The following is a 14591-nucleotide window of genomic DNA, read 5'->3' as shown; positions in this document are numbered from 1 at the left end:
CCGTTCCGCTTCGCCCCAGTTGCGACACATATCGGCGTTCAATCTGCGCCCTACCAGAGGGGGCTTTGGAGGGGACCAGATGAAGACCAGATCGATCGCAGCCGGCGTCTTTGCGCTGTCGCTTTTCGCCGGCGCGGCCAACGCCATGACGGTTCAGGAATTCCTGACCACCGCCAACGCCATTCCTCAGAATCCCACCGCCCTGCTGCGCTCGGACACCCGTCGCCTGATGGCCGAGTTCCGAACCGCCGTTCGCACCGTGCGCGCGGAACAGACCCAGGCCAAGGCGGCCGGCCGTCAGCCCGCGACCTGCATGCCCGACAAGGTTAGCGTCTCACCCAACGCCATCCTGAGCCGTTTCAACGCCATTCCGCAGAGCCGTCGCAATATCAGCGTGACCCAAGCCTTCCGCGAATGGATGGCGCACGACTATCCGTGCGCCTGACCCGCGCCGATTGAGGAATTTCGGTTCGTCCCCAAGGCGGCGCGATCTGTCCACGGTCCAGGCGGCGTCCGCGTCTGACGCAGGGGCGTGAGAGGGCTAAAGCGTTAATCGATGAACGCCTTCGCCCCCATGCCCTTCTCGTCGTCTCCGCTGGACTCCGGCGGCGTCAGTTCGATGCCGCACAATCTGGAGGCCGAGCAGGCGCTGCTGGGGTCGCTGATGTTCGACAACGCCGTGTTCGAGCGGTTGAACGACCGGCTGCGCGGCTCGCACTTCTACGAACCCTTCCACCAGCGGCTGTTTGACGCGATCGAGGACCATATCCGCCAAGGCTTGCTGGCCGAGCCCACCATTCTGATGGAGCGGTTCAAGCAAGACCCGGCGTTCCAGGAGTTCGGCGGCCTGCGCTATCTCGCCGATCTGGTGGACCGCGCGCCGCCCGCCGCCAACGCCCCCGACTACGCCCGCGTCGTCTATGATCTGGCGCTGCGCCGCGATCTGATCCGCATCGGCGGCGATATGATCAAGGAGGCGCCCAATCCGGAGACGCCCGCCGACGAGCAGATCGAACAGGCCGAACAGACCCTGTATTCGCTGGCCGAGACGGGCAAGCCTTCTTCGGGTTTCGTCAGCTTCTCCAACGCCTTGTCCGGCGCCGTTCAGATGGCGGCCGAAGCGTATCAGCGCGAGGGCAAGCTGGCCGGCCTCGCCACCGGCCTGAACGATCTGGACCGCAAGCTAGGGGGGCTGCACCCCTCCGACCTGTTGATCCTCGCCGGCCGTCCGTCGATGGGCAAGACGGCGCTGGCGACCAACATAGCCTTCAACGTGGCGCGCGCCTATCAGTGGGAGCCGACGCCGGAGGGCCGCAAGACGGTCAACGGCGGCGTTGTCGCCTTCTATTCGCTGGAAATGAGCGCCGAACAGCTGGCGATGCGTATCCTCGCCGATGCGTCTGGCGTCTCGTCGGACAAGCTGCGCAAGGGCGAGATCGACGCCGCGGACTTCGGCAAGCTGCGCGACGCGGCGGTCGAGATCGGCGAAAGCCCCCTCTACATCGACGCCACCGGCGGCCTGTCCATCTCCAAGCTGGCGGCCCGCGCGCGCCGCCTGAAGCGCATGGAGCATGGGCTGGACCTGATTATCGTCGACTATCTGCAGCTGGTCACGACCGGCAATAGCGGCGGCCAGAAGAACCGCGTGCAGGAGGTGTCCGAAATCACCGGCGGACTGAAGGCCCTGGCCAAGGAGCTTTCGGTGCCGATCATCGCCCTGTCGCAGCTGTCGCGTCAGGTGGAACAGCGCGACGACAAACGCCCGCAACTGTCCGATCTGCGCGAATCCGGCTCGATCGAGCAGGACGCCGACTGCGTGATGTTCGTCTATCGCGAGAGCTACTACTTGGGCCGCGCAGAGCCGCGCGAGGGGACCGAAGAACACCTGCAATGGCAGCAGGACATGGACCGCCTGCAAGGCCAGGCCGAGGTCGTCATCGGCAAGCAGCGCCACGGCCCCATCGGCATCGTCAAACTGGCCTTCGACGCCGACACCGTCCGCTTCGGCAACCTGGCGCACGGCTATGAAGAGGTCAGCTACGAGTAGCCTCTTCCATCGGCGCGGCGTTGGCGCATAAGGACGCCATGACCGCATCGACCCCCGCCGTCCTCTCCGTCGATCTGAACGCCCTGGCGCGCAACTATCACACGCTGGAGGCCGTCAGCGGCCAGCCGGTGCATCCGGTGGTCAAGGCGGACGGCTATGGAATGGGCGCGCAGGCCGTGGCGGCGCGGCTGATGGCCGAGGGGGCGCGGACCTTCTTCGTGGCGCGAGCGGCGGAGGGCGTGCGACTGCGCGCGGCCTTGGGCGCCGACGGTCCGGTGATCTATGTGCTCGACGGCTGTCACGGCGACGATGCGGCGATGCTGAAGGCGTCGGACCTGCGGCCTGTGCTGAACCATCCGGCGCAGATCCAGGCCTGGAGGGCGGCGGGCGGCGGGACCTGCGGCCTGCAGATCGACACCGGCATGAACCGGTTGGGCATTCGGCCCGAGGACGCGCCCGAGGCCTTCGACGGCCTGGCCCTGGTCCTGACCCACCTCGCCTGCGCCGACGAACCGGCCAATCCGATGAACCGGCGTCAGCGCGACGCCTTCGCGGGCGTGCTGGATCGCTATCCGGCCGTGATCCGGTCGTTCGCCAACTCCAGCGGCTGTTTCCTGGGCCCGGACTTCGCCTTCGACACCGTGCGCCCGGGCATCTGTCTTTACGGCGGCGGACCGGAGGGGCGGCCCGATCCCCGGATCGCAGCCGTGGCGACCCTGACGGCCGAGGTGCTTCAGGTCCGCGACGTGCCCGCCGGCGAGAGCGTCGGCTATTCGCGCGGCTATGTCGCCGAACGCCCGATCAAGGTCGCCACCGTGGCGGCCGGCTATGCGGATGGATTGCTGCGATCCTATTCGCCCAAGGGCGCGGTCTGGATCGCCAACGAGACCCGCCCGCTGCTGGGTCGGGTCTCGATGGATGTCTGCGCGGTCGACATCACCGGCCTGGATGTCGCGGTCGGCGATCCGGTTGAACTGTTCGGCCCGAACCGCCTGTTGGACGACGCCGCAGCCGCGGCGGGGACCATCAGCTACGAGCTGCTGACTTCGATCACCCCCCGCGTGCCGCGCGTCTATTCTCAGTAGCCGGCGCCCAACGCCGCCAGACCGCCGGTCGAAACGACGAAGGTTACGGCGATGGCGCTGAGGATGGCGGCTATGATCATGGCCAGCACGATGCCGGCGATGAGGATGACGATGAAATAGACGACCTTCTTGTCTTCGGGGACCTTCATCAGGATCGGCAGGCCCAGGAACAGCAAGACCAGGCTGTAGATGCCGCCGATGATCGACAGCCAGCCCAGCAGCGGTATCAGGTTGAACACGCCCGCGACCCAAGAAGCGGTCGAGGCATAGACCGCCAACTTCATCGCCTGGACCGGATTGGGCGTGCTGCCGAAGCTGGAGGCCAGGGCGTTGATGATCAGGCCAAGAATGTAGACGCTGGCCAGCGACAGGCCATAGGACACGATCGCCAGCACAAGGGCGCTGGCGATCGAGGCATGGTTGAACACCACGCTGCCGATCAGGGTGGCGACCGGGCTGATCGCGGCCAGGATCATCGCATAGCGGGTGAACAGGCTCTTGGTCGTGGCGAACTCGCCGTCGATCTTCAGCCATTCGGTCTTGGGTTGCAGCAGTATGCCCTTGACCCGCGCGACCAGGGCCGGATCGACAGCGGGTTGGGATTGGGTCGTCGGATCGGTCATGACAGGCCTCGGCGAGAGAAGATGGGCGGATGTTGACGTTGCGTCGCTTCAAGAAGCAAGGGTGTGCGACACATTCTCAATCCCTTAATATGGCAAAGGTTGCGCCTGCGACCGAAACTGTCGTGAGCCGACGCCATGTCCGGCGCGATCGTTCGATCTGCTAAGGAAGCCCATGGCTCGCGATTCCGCCCTCTATGTCTGTCAGTCCTGCGGTTCGGTCCACAGCAAGTGGTCGGGCCAGTGCGGCTCCTGCGGCCAGTGGAACACCTTGAGCGAAGAGAGCCGCTCGGCTCCGCCGGGTGCGATCAAGCCGTCGGCGGCGGCTTCGGCGCGCACACGCGGCATTCAGTTCGAAACGCTTCAGTCCGACACGCCAGAGCCGCCGCGCATCACGACGGGCGTGGCTGAGTTCGACCGCGTCTGCGGCGGCGGCGTTGTTCCCGGCTCGGCCATCCTGCTCAGCGGCGATCCGGGCGTCGGCAAGTCGACCCTGCTGCTGGAGGTCGCGGCCAAGGCGGCGCTTCGCGGATCGCGCGTGGCCTATATCTCGGGCGAGGAAGCCGTCGAGCAGATCCGCGCCCGCGCCAAACGGATGGGCTTGGCCGACGCCCCGGTCAATCTGGCGGCGGCGACGGCGTTGCGCGACATCCTGGGCACGCTGAAGCGCGAGAAGTTCGACATCGTCATCATCGATTCGGTTCAGACCCTCTGGTCCGACGTGCATGACAGCGGCCCCGGTTCGATCACCCAGGTCCGGGCCTGCGCGGGCGAACTGGTGCGTCTGGCCAAGAGCGACGGCCCCGCCATCGTTCTGGTCGGCCACGTCACCAAGGACGGCCAGGTCGCCGGCCCCCGCGTCGTCGAACATCTGGTCGATGCGGTCATGACCTTCGAGGGCGAGCGCGGCTATCCGTTCCGCATTCTGCGCGCCGGCAAGAACCGCTTCGGCGCCACAGACGAGATCGGCGTGTTCGAAATGGGCGACGCCGGCCTGCGCGAGGTCGCCAACCCCTCCGCCCTTTTCCTCGGCGAGGGCAAGGAGCGCGCGCCGGGCGCCGCCGTCTTCGCCGGGATCGAGGGCTCGCGGCCCGTGCTGGTCGAGATGCAGGCCCTGGTGTCCAAATCCGCCTACGGCACCCCGCGTCGCGCCGTGATCGGCTGGGAGACGGGACGTCTGGCCATGGTGCTGGCCGTGCTGGAGGCCCGCTGCGGCTTCGGCTTCGGCGATCAGGACGTCTATCTGAACGTCGCCGGGGGCTTTCGCATCAATGAACCGGCGGCCGACCTCGCGGCGGCGGCGGCCCTGATCAGTTCGGCGACCGGCGTGTCCCTGCCCCAGGGCTGCGTCGTCTTTGGCGAAATCGGCCTTTCGGGCGAGGTCCGCAGCGTCGGCCGCGCCGAGGCCCGCCTGCGCGAAGCGCAAAAACTGGGCTTCGACCAGGTGCTCGGCCCGACTTTGACCGCCAAGACCAAGGGGGTGAAGGTGACGTCCGTTACGCGCCTGACGGATGTGGTCGAACGAATCTCGCAGAACCGCTATTAGACCCCGGTAGCAACCGCAGGATCCCGCACGCGTGACCGGATACGACGTCTTCGCCATCGTGGTTATCCTGTTTTCCGTCGCCGCCGGCTGGGTGCGCGGCGGGGTGCGCGAGGTCATCACCCTGCTCAGCGCGACCCTGGCGGCCCTGGTCGCCCTGATCGCCCTGCCCTGGACCGCCGGCGTCGCGCGCGCCTTCGTCGATCCCGCATGGGCCGGGTCGATCCTGGCCGCCGTCCTGACCTTCTTCGTCGTCTATTTCGGCCTGCGCCTGGTCGGCTCGATGATGTCCAAGAGCGCCAAGGACCATCCGCATCTCGGCGTTATCGACCGCATCTTCGGCCTGTTCATCGGCGGCGTGCGTGCGCTGGTCCTGATCGGCGCAGTGCATCTGGTCATCGTCGCAGCCCTGCCGGGCGAGCGCACCCCGCTGTGGCTCGCAAAGGCGGCCCTCTATCCGGTCAGCGCCATGGGCGCGCGGATGATCCAGATCGTCCTGCCCAGCATCGGGCGCGGCGCCGACGCCATCACGCCCGTCGTGGATTCGTCCGTACGCCGGGGCTTTTCGGACGACGAAGCCTTGCCCCCGACGCAATCAGAGCCTAACTCGCCGCGCGAAGCCGCCCGTTAAGTTCCCCCGGTCATCGGAGCCCCACGATGCGCCACCATATCGCCGATCCCGTCGTTCACCGCGAGCACTGGCGCGAGCCGGAGGATGACCAACTCCGTCTGGAATGCGGCGTCTGCGGCGTCTGGGGCGCGGACGAGGACGAAGGCTCTTCCGTCGTCGCCCTGGGTCTTCACGCCCTTCAGCACCGCGGCCAAGAAGCCTGCGGCATCGCCAGCGTCAAGGACGAGCGCTTCTACACCGAACGCCACCAAGGCCTGGTGGGCGAGGCCTTCGGCGGCGCCGACCTGATGACCCGGATGCCCGGCCGCGCGGCCGTGGGCCACACCCGCTACTCCACCGCCGGCGGCAGCTTCCTGCGCAACATCCAGCCGATGTTCGCCGATCTGGACCAGGGCGGCATCGCCATCGCCCACAACGGCAACCTGACCAACTTCAAATTCCTGCACGCCCAGCTGGTCAGCGAGGGCGCCATCTTCCAATCGACCTCGGATTCCGAAGTCATCCTCCACCTGATCGCGCGCAGCCGCAAAGCCAAGATCGTCGATCGCTTCACCGACGCCCTGGCCCGGATCGAGGGCGGCTACGCCCTGGTCGCACAGACGCGCACCAAGATGATCGGCGCCCGCGACCCGCTGGGCATCCGCCCGCTGGTCCTGGGCCAGTTGGGCGACGGTTGGGTTCTGGCCTCCGAGACCTGCGCCCTGGACATGATGGGCGCCACCTTCGTACGCGATGTCGAACACGGCGAGATCGTCGTCATCGACGACAGCGGCCTGCGCTCGATCAAGCCCTTCCCCGCCCGCGCGGCGCGTCCCTGCCTGTTCGAATACGTCTATTTCTCGCGCCCGGATTCGGTCGTGAACGGCCGCTCCGTCTATGAGGTCCGCAAGGAAATGGGGCGCGGCCTCGCCCGCGAATTGGGCGTCGAGGCCGACATCGTCGTGCCGGTGCCCGATTCCGGCGTACCCGCCGCGCTCGGCTACGCTCAGGAAAGCGGCATCCCCTACGAAATGGGCATCATCCGCAGTCACTACCTGGGCCGCACCTTCATCCAGCCCAGTCAGGGCGCCCGTCAAAAGGGCGTGCGCATGAAGCACAGCCCCAACAAATCGGCACTGGCCGGCAAGCGCGTCGTGCTGATCGACGATTCGATCGTGCGCGGCACCACCTCGCTGAAGCTGGTTCGCGCCGTGCGCGCCGCCGGCGCCACCGAGGTCCACCTGCGCTCGGCCAGCCCGCAGATCCTGTTCCCCGACTTCTACGGCATCGACATGCCCGAGCGCGCCCAGCTGCTTGCCGCCAACAAGACGCTGGAAGAAATGCGCGACATGCTGGAGGTCGATTCGCTCGGCTTCCTGTCCATCGACGGCCTGTATCGAGCTATGGGCGAGACCGGCCGCAACGCCGCCGCCCCGCAGTTCACCGACCACTACTTCACCGGCGACTACCCCACCCGCCTGCTGGATCGCGAGATCGAGGAAGGCGGGCGCGAGTTCGGCGCCAAACAGCTATCCTTGCTGGTCAGCGCCTAGGGCGAAACCTGAGCGCGCGGGCCTTGGCTTGAGGGTCGAGGCCGCGCTATCAGCGGCCATGTCCGAACTTCCCCTGAAAGACCGTATCGCCCTCGTCGTCGGCGCCTCGCGCGGCATCGGTTATGAGAGCGCCCTGGCCCTGGCCAAGGCCGGCGCCCACGTCATTGCGACGGCGCGCACCCAAGGCGGTCTGGAAGAGCTGGACGACGCCATCTTCGCCGCCACCGGCCGCCATGCCACCCTGATCCCTTTCGATCTGGTGGACGGCGGGGCTATCGACCGGCTGGGCGGCGCCATCTTTGAACGGTTCAAGAAGCTGGACATCTGGGTCCACTGCGCCGCCACCATGGGCCCCTCGGGCTTGACGCCGGTGTCGCACGCCGACCCGCGCGAGTTCGCCAAGGTCGAAAAGACCAACTTCACCGCGGTCTATCGCCTGATCCGCTCGCTGGAGCCGCTGCTGCGCGCCTCCGACGCCGGCCGCGCCATCCACTTCACCACCAGCGTCGCCAGCGCGCCCAAGGCCTTCTGGGGCATGTACGCCGCGACCAAGGCCGGAGCCGAAGCTCTGGTGAAGGCCTGGGCCGACGAGATCGAGAGCACGCCCGTGCGCGTCAGCATCGTCGATCCCGGCCGCATGCGCACCGCCATGCGCGCCCAGGCCTATCCGGGCGAAGACCCGTCCGTCCTGCCCCACCCCTCCGAGATCGGCCCGCTCGTCGTCGAACTGTCGAACGCCGCCGCCACGCCCCCGCTGACGATCAAGTTCCGCGACTGGACCGCCGGCCCCTCGGTCGACGCCTTGATCTAACGAGCGCCGATCAGCGGCAGGCGGAGCGAAATCAGGATTTCCGCCAATTCAGCCGGCCAGATCGTCTCATTGGATTGGCGGATGTCGTCGAGGCTCCACCAGCGGTGTTGCGTCAGAACCCTCTGCTCCTCGTCCGTCCAGCCCTTGGGCGACAGGAGAAAGTCGTCGGTGCGCAGCAGAAAAAATCTCTGATCCACATCCGCCATTCGACCGTCAGGCAGGCGGAAGCTGACGCGGACCTGGGCGACCTGCGGGCCGGGGTCTTCGACGACCAGGCCCGTCTCTTCGAACAGTTCGCGGCGCGCGGCGTCCTCAAAGGTTTCGCCGGCCTCGCACCCGCCGCCGGGCGTCGCCCAGAAGGCCGTGCCGGCGAGCGGTCCTTCGGAAAAGACGAAGTGGAACAGCAGCACCCGACCCTGCCCGTCCAGGATCAGCCAACGCGAGGTGGGCCGGGCGGGAAGCGTGCTCTCGGCCTCGCTCACGCCGTCACTTCTTGGCGCCGCCCTTTTGTCCCGTGCGGATGCGGCCAGAGCGCGAGACCTGGCGAGCGCCGCCGCGCGCGCCCTTCTGGACCGCCACGGACGAACCGGCCTTTTTCGACGCGCTGGACTTCAGCCCGCCCAGAATCTTGGGCTGGGCCTTGCGGGTCTTCTTCTGCTCCAGCGCCTTGCCCGGCAGTTTGGACAGGGCCTCTTCCTTCTCGGCCTTCTTGACGCGGCGCGGCGCGGTCTTGGCGTCGCCCTTGTAGCGTTCCGGCCCGGACTTGGCGCCGCCCTCGGCATAGGGGTTCACGCCGCTGGACTTGACGTTCAGACGGATCGGCGTGCCCGGCAGGTCGAAGCTCTCGCGGATCGAGTTGACCAGATAGCGCTTGTAATGCTCCGGCATCGACTCGGCGCGGTTGGCCATCAGCACGAAGGTCGGCGGGCGGGCCTTGGTCTGGGCGATGTATTTCGGCTTGATCCGCTTGCCGTCCACGGCGGGGGGCGGGTGACGCTGGGTCGCCATGGACAGCCAGGTGTTCAGGTCCTTGGTCTTCACCTTGACCGACCAGGTGTCATAGGCCTGAAGCACCGCCGGCATCAGTCGCTCGACGCCGCGCCCGCTGTGCGAAGACAGGGCCACGAAGGGCGACCCCTTCAGTTGCGGCAGCTTGTCCTCGGCCATGCCCTTCAGCTTGGCCATGCGGGATTGGGGCTCGTCCTCCAGATCCCACTTCGACGCGACATAGACCAGGGCGCGGCCCTCGCGCTCGACCAGATCGGCCAGCTGCAGGTCCTGGGTGTCGAAGGCGTCGTCCTTGTCCATCATCAGGATGACGACTTCGGCGAAGGTGATGGCCCGGATGGTGTCGGCGACCGACAGCTTCTCCAGCTTCTCCTGCACCCGCGCCTTGCGACGCATCCCGGCCGTATCGACCAGGCGGATGTTCTTGCCCTCGAACTGCCAGTCGACCGAGATGGAATCGCGGGTGATGCCCGCTTCCGGCCCGGTCAGCAGCCGGTCGTCGCCGATCAGGCGGTTGATCAACGTCGACTTGCCGGCGTTCGGACGGCCGATGACGGCGATGCGGATCGGCTTGTCCGGCTCGTCGATCTCCTCGACGAAGATGTCCTGCGAGGCCGCGACGATGGCGGCATACAGGTCGGCCATTCCCTCGCCGTGCTCGGCCGAGATGGCGACGGGCTCGCCAAAGCCCAGGGCGTGCGCCTCGCCGACGCCGCCGCCGCTTTCGCGGCTCTCGGACTTGTTGGCCAAGAGGATGATCGGCTTGTGCACCCGGCGCAGGCGCTCGGCGAATATCCGGTCCAGCGACGTCACGCCCTCGCGCGCATCCATCATGAACATGACCAGTTCGGCGTCGTCCAGCGCGGCCTCGGTCTGCTCGCGCATCCGGGCTTCCAGGCTGTCGTCGGTGACGTCCTCGTATCCCGCCGTGTCGATCAGCGTCAGATCCATGTCGCCGATATTGCCGTCGGCGTAGCGCCGGTCGCGGGTCACCCCGGGGCGATCGTCGACGAGCGCCAGGCGCTTGCCGACGAGGCGGTTGAACAGTGTCGATTTGCCCACATTGGGGCGGCCGACGATGGCGACCTTCAGAGCCATGTCGGCCTTCTAGCTTAGTTTGGGCTGAAAATCAGCGGATGCAGATCAGTTGGCCGTTGTCGGTCAGCACATACAGCGCGCCGTTATAGGCGGCCGGCGCGATATAGGCCGGCGCGCCCAGCTTCAGCGTCGTCTGCGCCACGCCGGTCTTCGGATCGAAGGCGACGGCCTCGCCGAACGAATTGACCATCACCAGACGGTTGGAGGCCAGCAGCGGTCCCGACCATTGCGGGCGGATGGTGCGACGGCCGAAGGTCAGGAAACCGCCCTCGCGGCGCTCGCGGCCCTCGTTCAGTTCACGCGTCCAGTAGATCTGGCCCGTGTCGCGGTTGGCCGTGATCAGCTGACCGGACTTGGACACCACGAAGACGGCGTCGCCTACCGGCAGGGGCGCATTCACGCCCGTCACCGGCAGTTGCCACTTGGGCTGGCCCGAACGCAGGTCCAGCGCCGACATCACGCCCGAGTGGCTGACGCCATAGACCATGCCGCGGCTGATGACCGGACGGCCCGCCACATCGCGAACTTCCGACAGGGCGCTGGTGCGGCTGGTGCGCGACAGGGTCTCTTCCCACACCGCCTGGCCGTTCAGGGCGCTCAGCGCGACCAGCTGGCCCGAGGCGAACGGGGCGACGACGGTCGTGCCGCTGACGGCGGGGCTGGAGGCGCGCATGACGCGCGCCGGCTCGGCGATGCCGCGATAGGTCCAGTCCTGGGCGCCGGTGTTGGCGTCGAAGGCGAACAGCTGGCTGTCGACGTCCACGACGAAGACCCGGTTGCCCGAAACGGTCGGGGCGCCGTGGATCGGGGCGTCCACCTGCTGGGTCCAGACCACCGCGCCGGTGTTGGCGTCGAGCGCCGTCATCGAGCGATAGCCGGACGAGACGAAGACCTTGCCGCCGCCCACGGCGACACCGCCGCCGAAGCCGCCGTTGCGGTCACGATCGGCGTTCTTGACGTTGGCCTTCCACAGGATCGCGCCGGTGTCGGCCGAAACCGCCGAAACGGTCGATTCGCCGTCCAGCACGAAGATCTTGCCGTCGGCGGCCACGATCGGCGCCATGACATTGCCGACGTGAGCCGATCCCGAGCCGACGCCCCGCTTCCAGGCGATCTGGAAGTTCGGCGCTGCGATGACGTGCTCGACCAAGTTCTCGGACGTGCCGCCCGGCTGGGTCCAGGCCGTCACGGCCTGCGGACCCGGCAGGAAGAAGTCGCGGCCCGACAGGGCGGCCGACGGGGACAGGCTCTGTTCGAACTCCAGCACCGAGATGCGCTGGCCGGCCGAGGCGGTCGCGCCGGCGTCTTCCTTGCCGCCGCCCAGACCGAACGGCAGGTTGCGGCGTACGGTGCCGCAGGACGCCATCGTTGCGGCGACGCCGCAGATCAGCGCGACTTTCAGAACTCGGTTCATCGGGGGCGTCCTGTAAGGGGTCGTCACTATTGGGCGGCCGGCGCGGCGGCGGGAGCCGCCTGAGCGGGTCCGACCTGAGCCGGGGCAGCTTGGGCCGGAGCAGCCTGAGCGGCCGAGGGCGTCATCGCGTTCGCAGCGCCGGCGGCCGGCGGGGTCGCCTTGGCGGCGGCGTCGATGATGGGCTTGATGGCGGCGGCGGTGCCGGCGTCGATGGATTCCACGGCGATCTGGGCGCGCTGACGGATCGAGTCCGGCACGTCCTGACCCAGTTGCAGCAGCACGAAGGCCTCACGCGCTTCCTTGGTCTTGCCGTGTTGCAGGCGCGCCAGGGCCAGGGCTTCCTGGGCGAAGGCGTGGAGCGGGCGCTTGTCTTCGGCCAGCGGCGTCAGGCGCTTTTCGATCTCGGCCAGCGGCGCGGTGTCCATAACCAGGAAGGCGGCCTTCAGGGCGGGCGGGTCCGACAGGATCGGATCGCTGGACGCCTTGGCGGCTTCGTCGAAGAGGCGGACAGCTTCGGGGAACTTGTTGGCGCTGACGGCCAGGCCGGCCTGCTGCTGCAGGGCCAGGACCTTGTAGGCGCCGTTGCCTTCCTTGATCGCTTCCTCGAAGGCGGCGCGGGCGTCCATCGGCTTGTCGGCGCGCAGGGCCTCCATGCCGCGATCATAGGCCTCGGCGGCCTTGGCGGCCTTGTTGGAGTTCAGGCTGTCCCAGCCCCACCAGCCCAGGGCGCCGATCAGGGCGACGACCAGCACCACGCCGAAAACGGGCAGCCAGGTCTTGGCCAGGCGCTTCAACTTGTCGGAGCGAAGCTCCTCCTCGACCTGCTCGAAGACATCAACCACTGAAACGTCGCCCCAAAATCGCGAAATGCAAACCGGCGCGGACCCTAGAAGGTCGGCTCCCCGCCCGCAACGTCGTCCGTTACTGCGAAGCCGGCTTTTTCGAGAAGTAGGTCTCGACTTCGGCAGGAAAACGGCGGGTTTTCACATCGCTGGCGAAAGCGGCGGCCGCGCGGTCGATCTCGGTGCGCAGATCGGCGTATTTGCGCACAAACCTCGGGGTCCAGTCGAACATGCCGAGCATGTCGTTGACCACCAGCACCTGGCCGTCGCAGGCGGCCGAGGCGCCGATGCCGATGGTGGGCGCGTCGATCGTCTCGGTGATCTCGCGCGCCAGCGATTCGGCGACGCCCTCGATGACGATGCAGAAGGCGCCGGCCTCGGCGACGGCCTTGGCCTCGGCCAGCACCCGGTCGCGCTCGCTGTCGGTCCGCCCCTTGGCCTTGAACCCGCCCTCGGCCAGGATCGCCTGGGGTCGCAGGCCGACATGGCCCATGACCGGAATGCCGCGCTTGACCAGGAAGGCGACGATCTCGGCCATTTCGATGCTGGTTTCCAGCTTCACCGCCTGGGCGCCCGTCTCCTTCATCACCCGCACGCAGTTGGCGTAGGCGACCTCCTTGCCGCCCTCGTAGGAGCCGAACGGCATATCCACGACCACCATGGCGCGTTTGGCGCCGCGCATGACGGCCTGCCCGTGCAGGATCATCATCTCCAGCGTCACGCCGACGGTATTGGGCAGGCCGTGAACCGCCATCCCCAGGCTGTCGCCAACCAGCAGCACGTCGCAGTGCGGGTCCAGCAGGGCCGCCATCGGCGCGTCATAGGCCGTCAGGCAGACGATCGGCTCGCCGCCCTTGCGCCCCGCGATATCGGGCACGGTGATGCGTTTGACGCTCTCTTGGGTATGGACGGACATCGCCGGGCCTCCTGACGTGAAGGGGTCAGATAGGCCCCTGCCCCGCCGGTGTCACCCTTGCAGCCGCGCTCACACGTCCTGCGACAACTTCGCCACGCCCGCCGCCATCAGGGCGACCAGGGCGCCGGCGACGATCCAGAAGGCCATCATGCCCGAGCCGTTCATCACATCCAGCGCCCCGACGCCCAGACCTTGAAGGCCCAATCCGTCCAGACCCGATTGCGCTGCGCCCTGCGCCGTGGCGGCCGCCGCCCTGAGGCCTTGCGCCAAGGTCGTATCGCCGTCGGCGGTGAAGTTGATGTTCACCCCCTCGCGCACCGCCAGCACCCCGCCGATCAGTCCGGCCGCCGTCAGGGTCAGAGCGCGCCAGCGCGACCGCGTCTCCATGCGCGCCTTGACCGTCGCCAGGAACAGGGCCTCGTCCGGCAGGCTCGGCGCCTGGGCGAACAGCCTTTCGATCATCGGATCGAATTCGTCAGCCGACATGGACCGACCTCCCGCCTGAGCCGTGCGCCGGTTGCAGCCGCGCACGGAGTTTATCCAGACCACGTTTGACATGCGATTTCACCGTGCCAAGCGGCAAATTCATGGCTGCCGCGATTTCCGGATGCGACATCCCCGCGCCGTGGCACAGGGAGACGCAGACACGCTCGGTCTCGCTGAGCGTCTTCAACGCCTCGTCCAGGTCCATCAGACCCCCGTGGTCGACGGCCACATCCGCCTGATCGGCCTCGATCTCCGCGACGTAGCGCGCCTCCTTGGCCACCCGCTTCAGATAGAGCCGCGCCGCGATCTTCTTGATCCAGCCCGCAAACGTTCCCTGCCCGCGAAACTCCGCGCACCGCTGGAACCCTTGCAGAAAGGCGTCCTGCGCCACGTCGTCGGACAGGGACGGCGTCGCCCCCATCCGGCGCAGCAGCCCCCGCACCGCCGACCCGTGCCGACGCACCAGTTCGCCATACTCCCGCCGACCGCCGGCCGCCGCCTGGGCGGCCAGCTCCACATCGTGGAAGTCGCGTAGAGACTTGCTCATCAGAGCTTCCC

Annotated in this window: 15 protein-coding genes; 7 read left to right on the top strand and 8 right to left on the bottom strand. The window is 67.7% G+C overall.

What is annotated here, in order from left to right; all coding sequences use genetic code 11:
• The first annotated feature begins 79 nt into the window (after positions 1-79).
• From ABIB58_RS10485 to alr, 3 genes are all read left to right on the top strand, one after another.
• Positions 80-445: a hypothetical protein gene (locus ABIB58_RS10485; RefSeq protein WP_354040762.1), complete on the top strand. Its 366-nt coding sequence runs from the start codon at positions 80-82 to the stop codon at positions 443-445.
• A gap of 111 nt (positions 446-556) precedes the next feature.
• Positions 557-2047, top strand: coding sequence for a replicative DNA helicase (locus ABIB58_RS10480; protein ID WP_039245217.1), 1491 nt, complete (start codon positions 557-559; stop codon positions 2045-2047).
• 38 nt (positions 2048-2085) lie between these two features.
• Entirely contained in the window at positions 2086-3132 is a 1047-nt protein-coding gene (gene alr, locus ABIB58_RS10475; protein WP_354040760.1) for an alanine racemase, read from the top strand.
• On the opposite strand, the gene ABIB58_RS10470 is transcribed toward alr, so the two are convergent.
• Positions 3126-3755 (bottom strand): Yip1 family protein, encoded by a 630-nt coding sequence (locus tag ABIB58_RS10470; RefSeq protein ID WP_354040758.1) that lies wholly within the window; start codon positions 3753-3755, stop codon positions 3126-3128. The two genes, alr and ABIB58_RS10470, sit on opposite strands and share 7 nt — an antisense overlap.
• 172 nt (positions 3756-3927) lie before the next feature.
• On the opposite strand from ABIB58_RS10470, the gene radA reads away from it, so the two are divergent.
• The 4 genes from radA to ABIB58_RS10450 are packed head-to-tail and all read left to right on the top strand — an operon-like array spanning position 3928 to position 8269.
• On the top strand, positions 3928-5298 hold the full coding sequence (gene radA / locus ABIB58_RS10465; RefSeq protein WP_354040756.1) for a DNA repair protein RadA: 1371 nt from the start codon (positions 3928-3930) through the stop codon (positions 5296-5298).
• A gap of 31 nt (positions 5299-5329) precedes the next feature.
• Entirely contained in the window at positions 5330-5926 is a 597-nt protein-coding gene (locus ABIB58_RS10460) for a CvpA family protein (RefSeq protein ID WP_354040754.1), read from the top strand.
• Positions 5927-5952: 26 nt separating this feature from the next.
• On the top strand, positions 5953-7458 hold the full coding sequence (gene purF / locus ABIB58_RS10455) for an amidophosphoribosyltransferase (RefSeq protein WP_336980057.1): 1506 nt from the start codon (positions 5953-5955) through the stop codon (positions 7456-7458).
• 58 nt (positions 7459-7516) lie between these two features.
• Positions 7517-8269 (top strand): SDR family NAD(P)-dependent oxidoreductase, encoded by a 753-nt coding sequence (locus ABIB58_RS10450; RefSeq protein ID WP_045810558.1) that lies wholly within the window; start codon positions 7517-7519, stop codon positions 8267-8269.
• On the opposite strand, the gene ABIB58_RS10445 is transcribed toward ABIB58_RS10450, so the two are convergent.
• From ABIB58_RS10445 to ABIB58_RS10415, 7 genes are all read right to left on the bottom strand, one after another.
• Positions 8266-8751 (bottom strand): NUDIX hydrolase, encoded by a 486-nt coding sequence (locus tag ABIB58_RS10445; RefSeq protein ID WP_354040751.1) that lies wholly within the window; start codon positions 8749-8751, stop codon positions 8266-8268. The two genes, ABIB58_RS10450 and ABIB58_RS10445, sit on opposite strands and share 4 nt — an antisense overlap.
• Positions 8752-8755: 4 nt before the next feature.
• A complete protein-coding gene (gene der, locus ABIB58_RS10440; RefSeq protein WP_055754955.1) occupies positions 8756-10375 on the bottom strand; it encodes a ribosome biogenesis GTPase Der in 1620 nt (539 codons plus the stop codon).
• 31 nt (positions 10376-10406) lie between these two features.
• Complete coding sequence (locus ABIB58_RS10435) at positions 10407-11789, bottom strand: PQQ-binding-like beta-propeller repeat protein (protein WP_088582173.1); 1383 nt, start codon at positions 11787-11789, stop codon at positions 10407-10409.
• A 26-nt stretch (positions 11790-11815) separates the two neighbouring features.
• Positions 11816-12631 carry a tetratricopeptide repeat protein gene (locus ABIB58_RS10430; RefSeq protein ID WP_354040748.1) on the bottom strand — a complete coding sequence of 272 codons (816 nt, stop codon included), beginning with the start codon at positions 12629-12631 and terminating at the stop codon, positions 11816-11818.
• A 79-nt stretch (positions 12632-12710) separates the two neighbouring features.
• Positions 12711-13547 (bottom strand): 3-methyl-2-oxobutanoate hydroxymethyltransferase, encoded by an 837-nt coding sequence (gene panB, locus ABIB58_RS10425; protein WP_354040746.1) that lies wholly within the window; start codon positions 13545-13547, stop codon positions 12711-12713.
• Between the two features lie 69 nt (positions 13548-13616).
• Positions 13617-14033 (bottom strand): hypothetical protein, encoded by a 417-nt coding sequence (locus ABIB58_RS10420; protein WP_354040744.1) that lies wholly within the window; start codon positions 14031-14033, stop codon positions 13617-13619.
• Entirely contained in the window at positions 14023-14580 is a 558-nt protein-coding gene (locus ABIB58_RS10415) for an RNA polymerase sigma factor (protein WP_161638875.1), read from the bottom strand. Before ABIB58_RS10415 ends, ABIB58_RS10420 begins: the two co-directional genes overlap by 11 nt.
• Positions 14581-14591 lie beyond the last annotated feature (11 nt).

Origin of the sequence: Brevundimonas sp. UYEF29, assembly GCF_040546195.1 — a bacterium.
In the GTDB taxonomy this organism is placed as follows: domain Bacteria; phylum Pseudomonadota; class Alphaproteobacteria; order Caulobacterales; family Caulobacteraceae; genus Brevundimonas; species Brevundimonas huaxiensis.
Note: the sequence above shows the minus strand (reverse complement) of the source record. Positions and strands in the feature narration are given on the sequence as shown.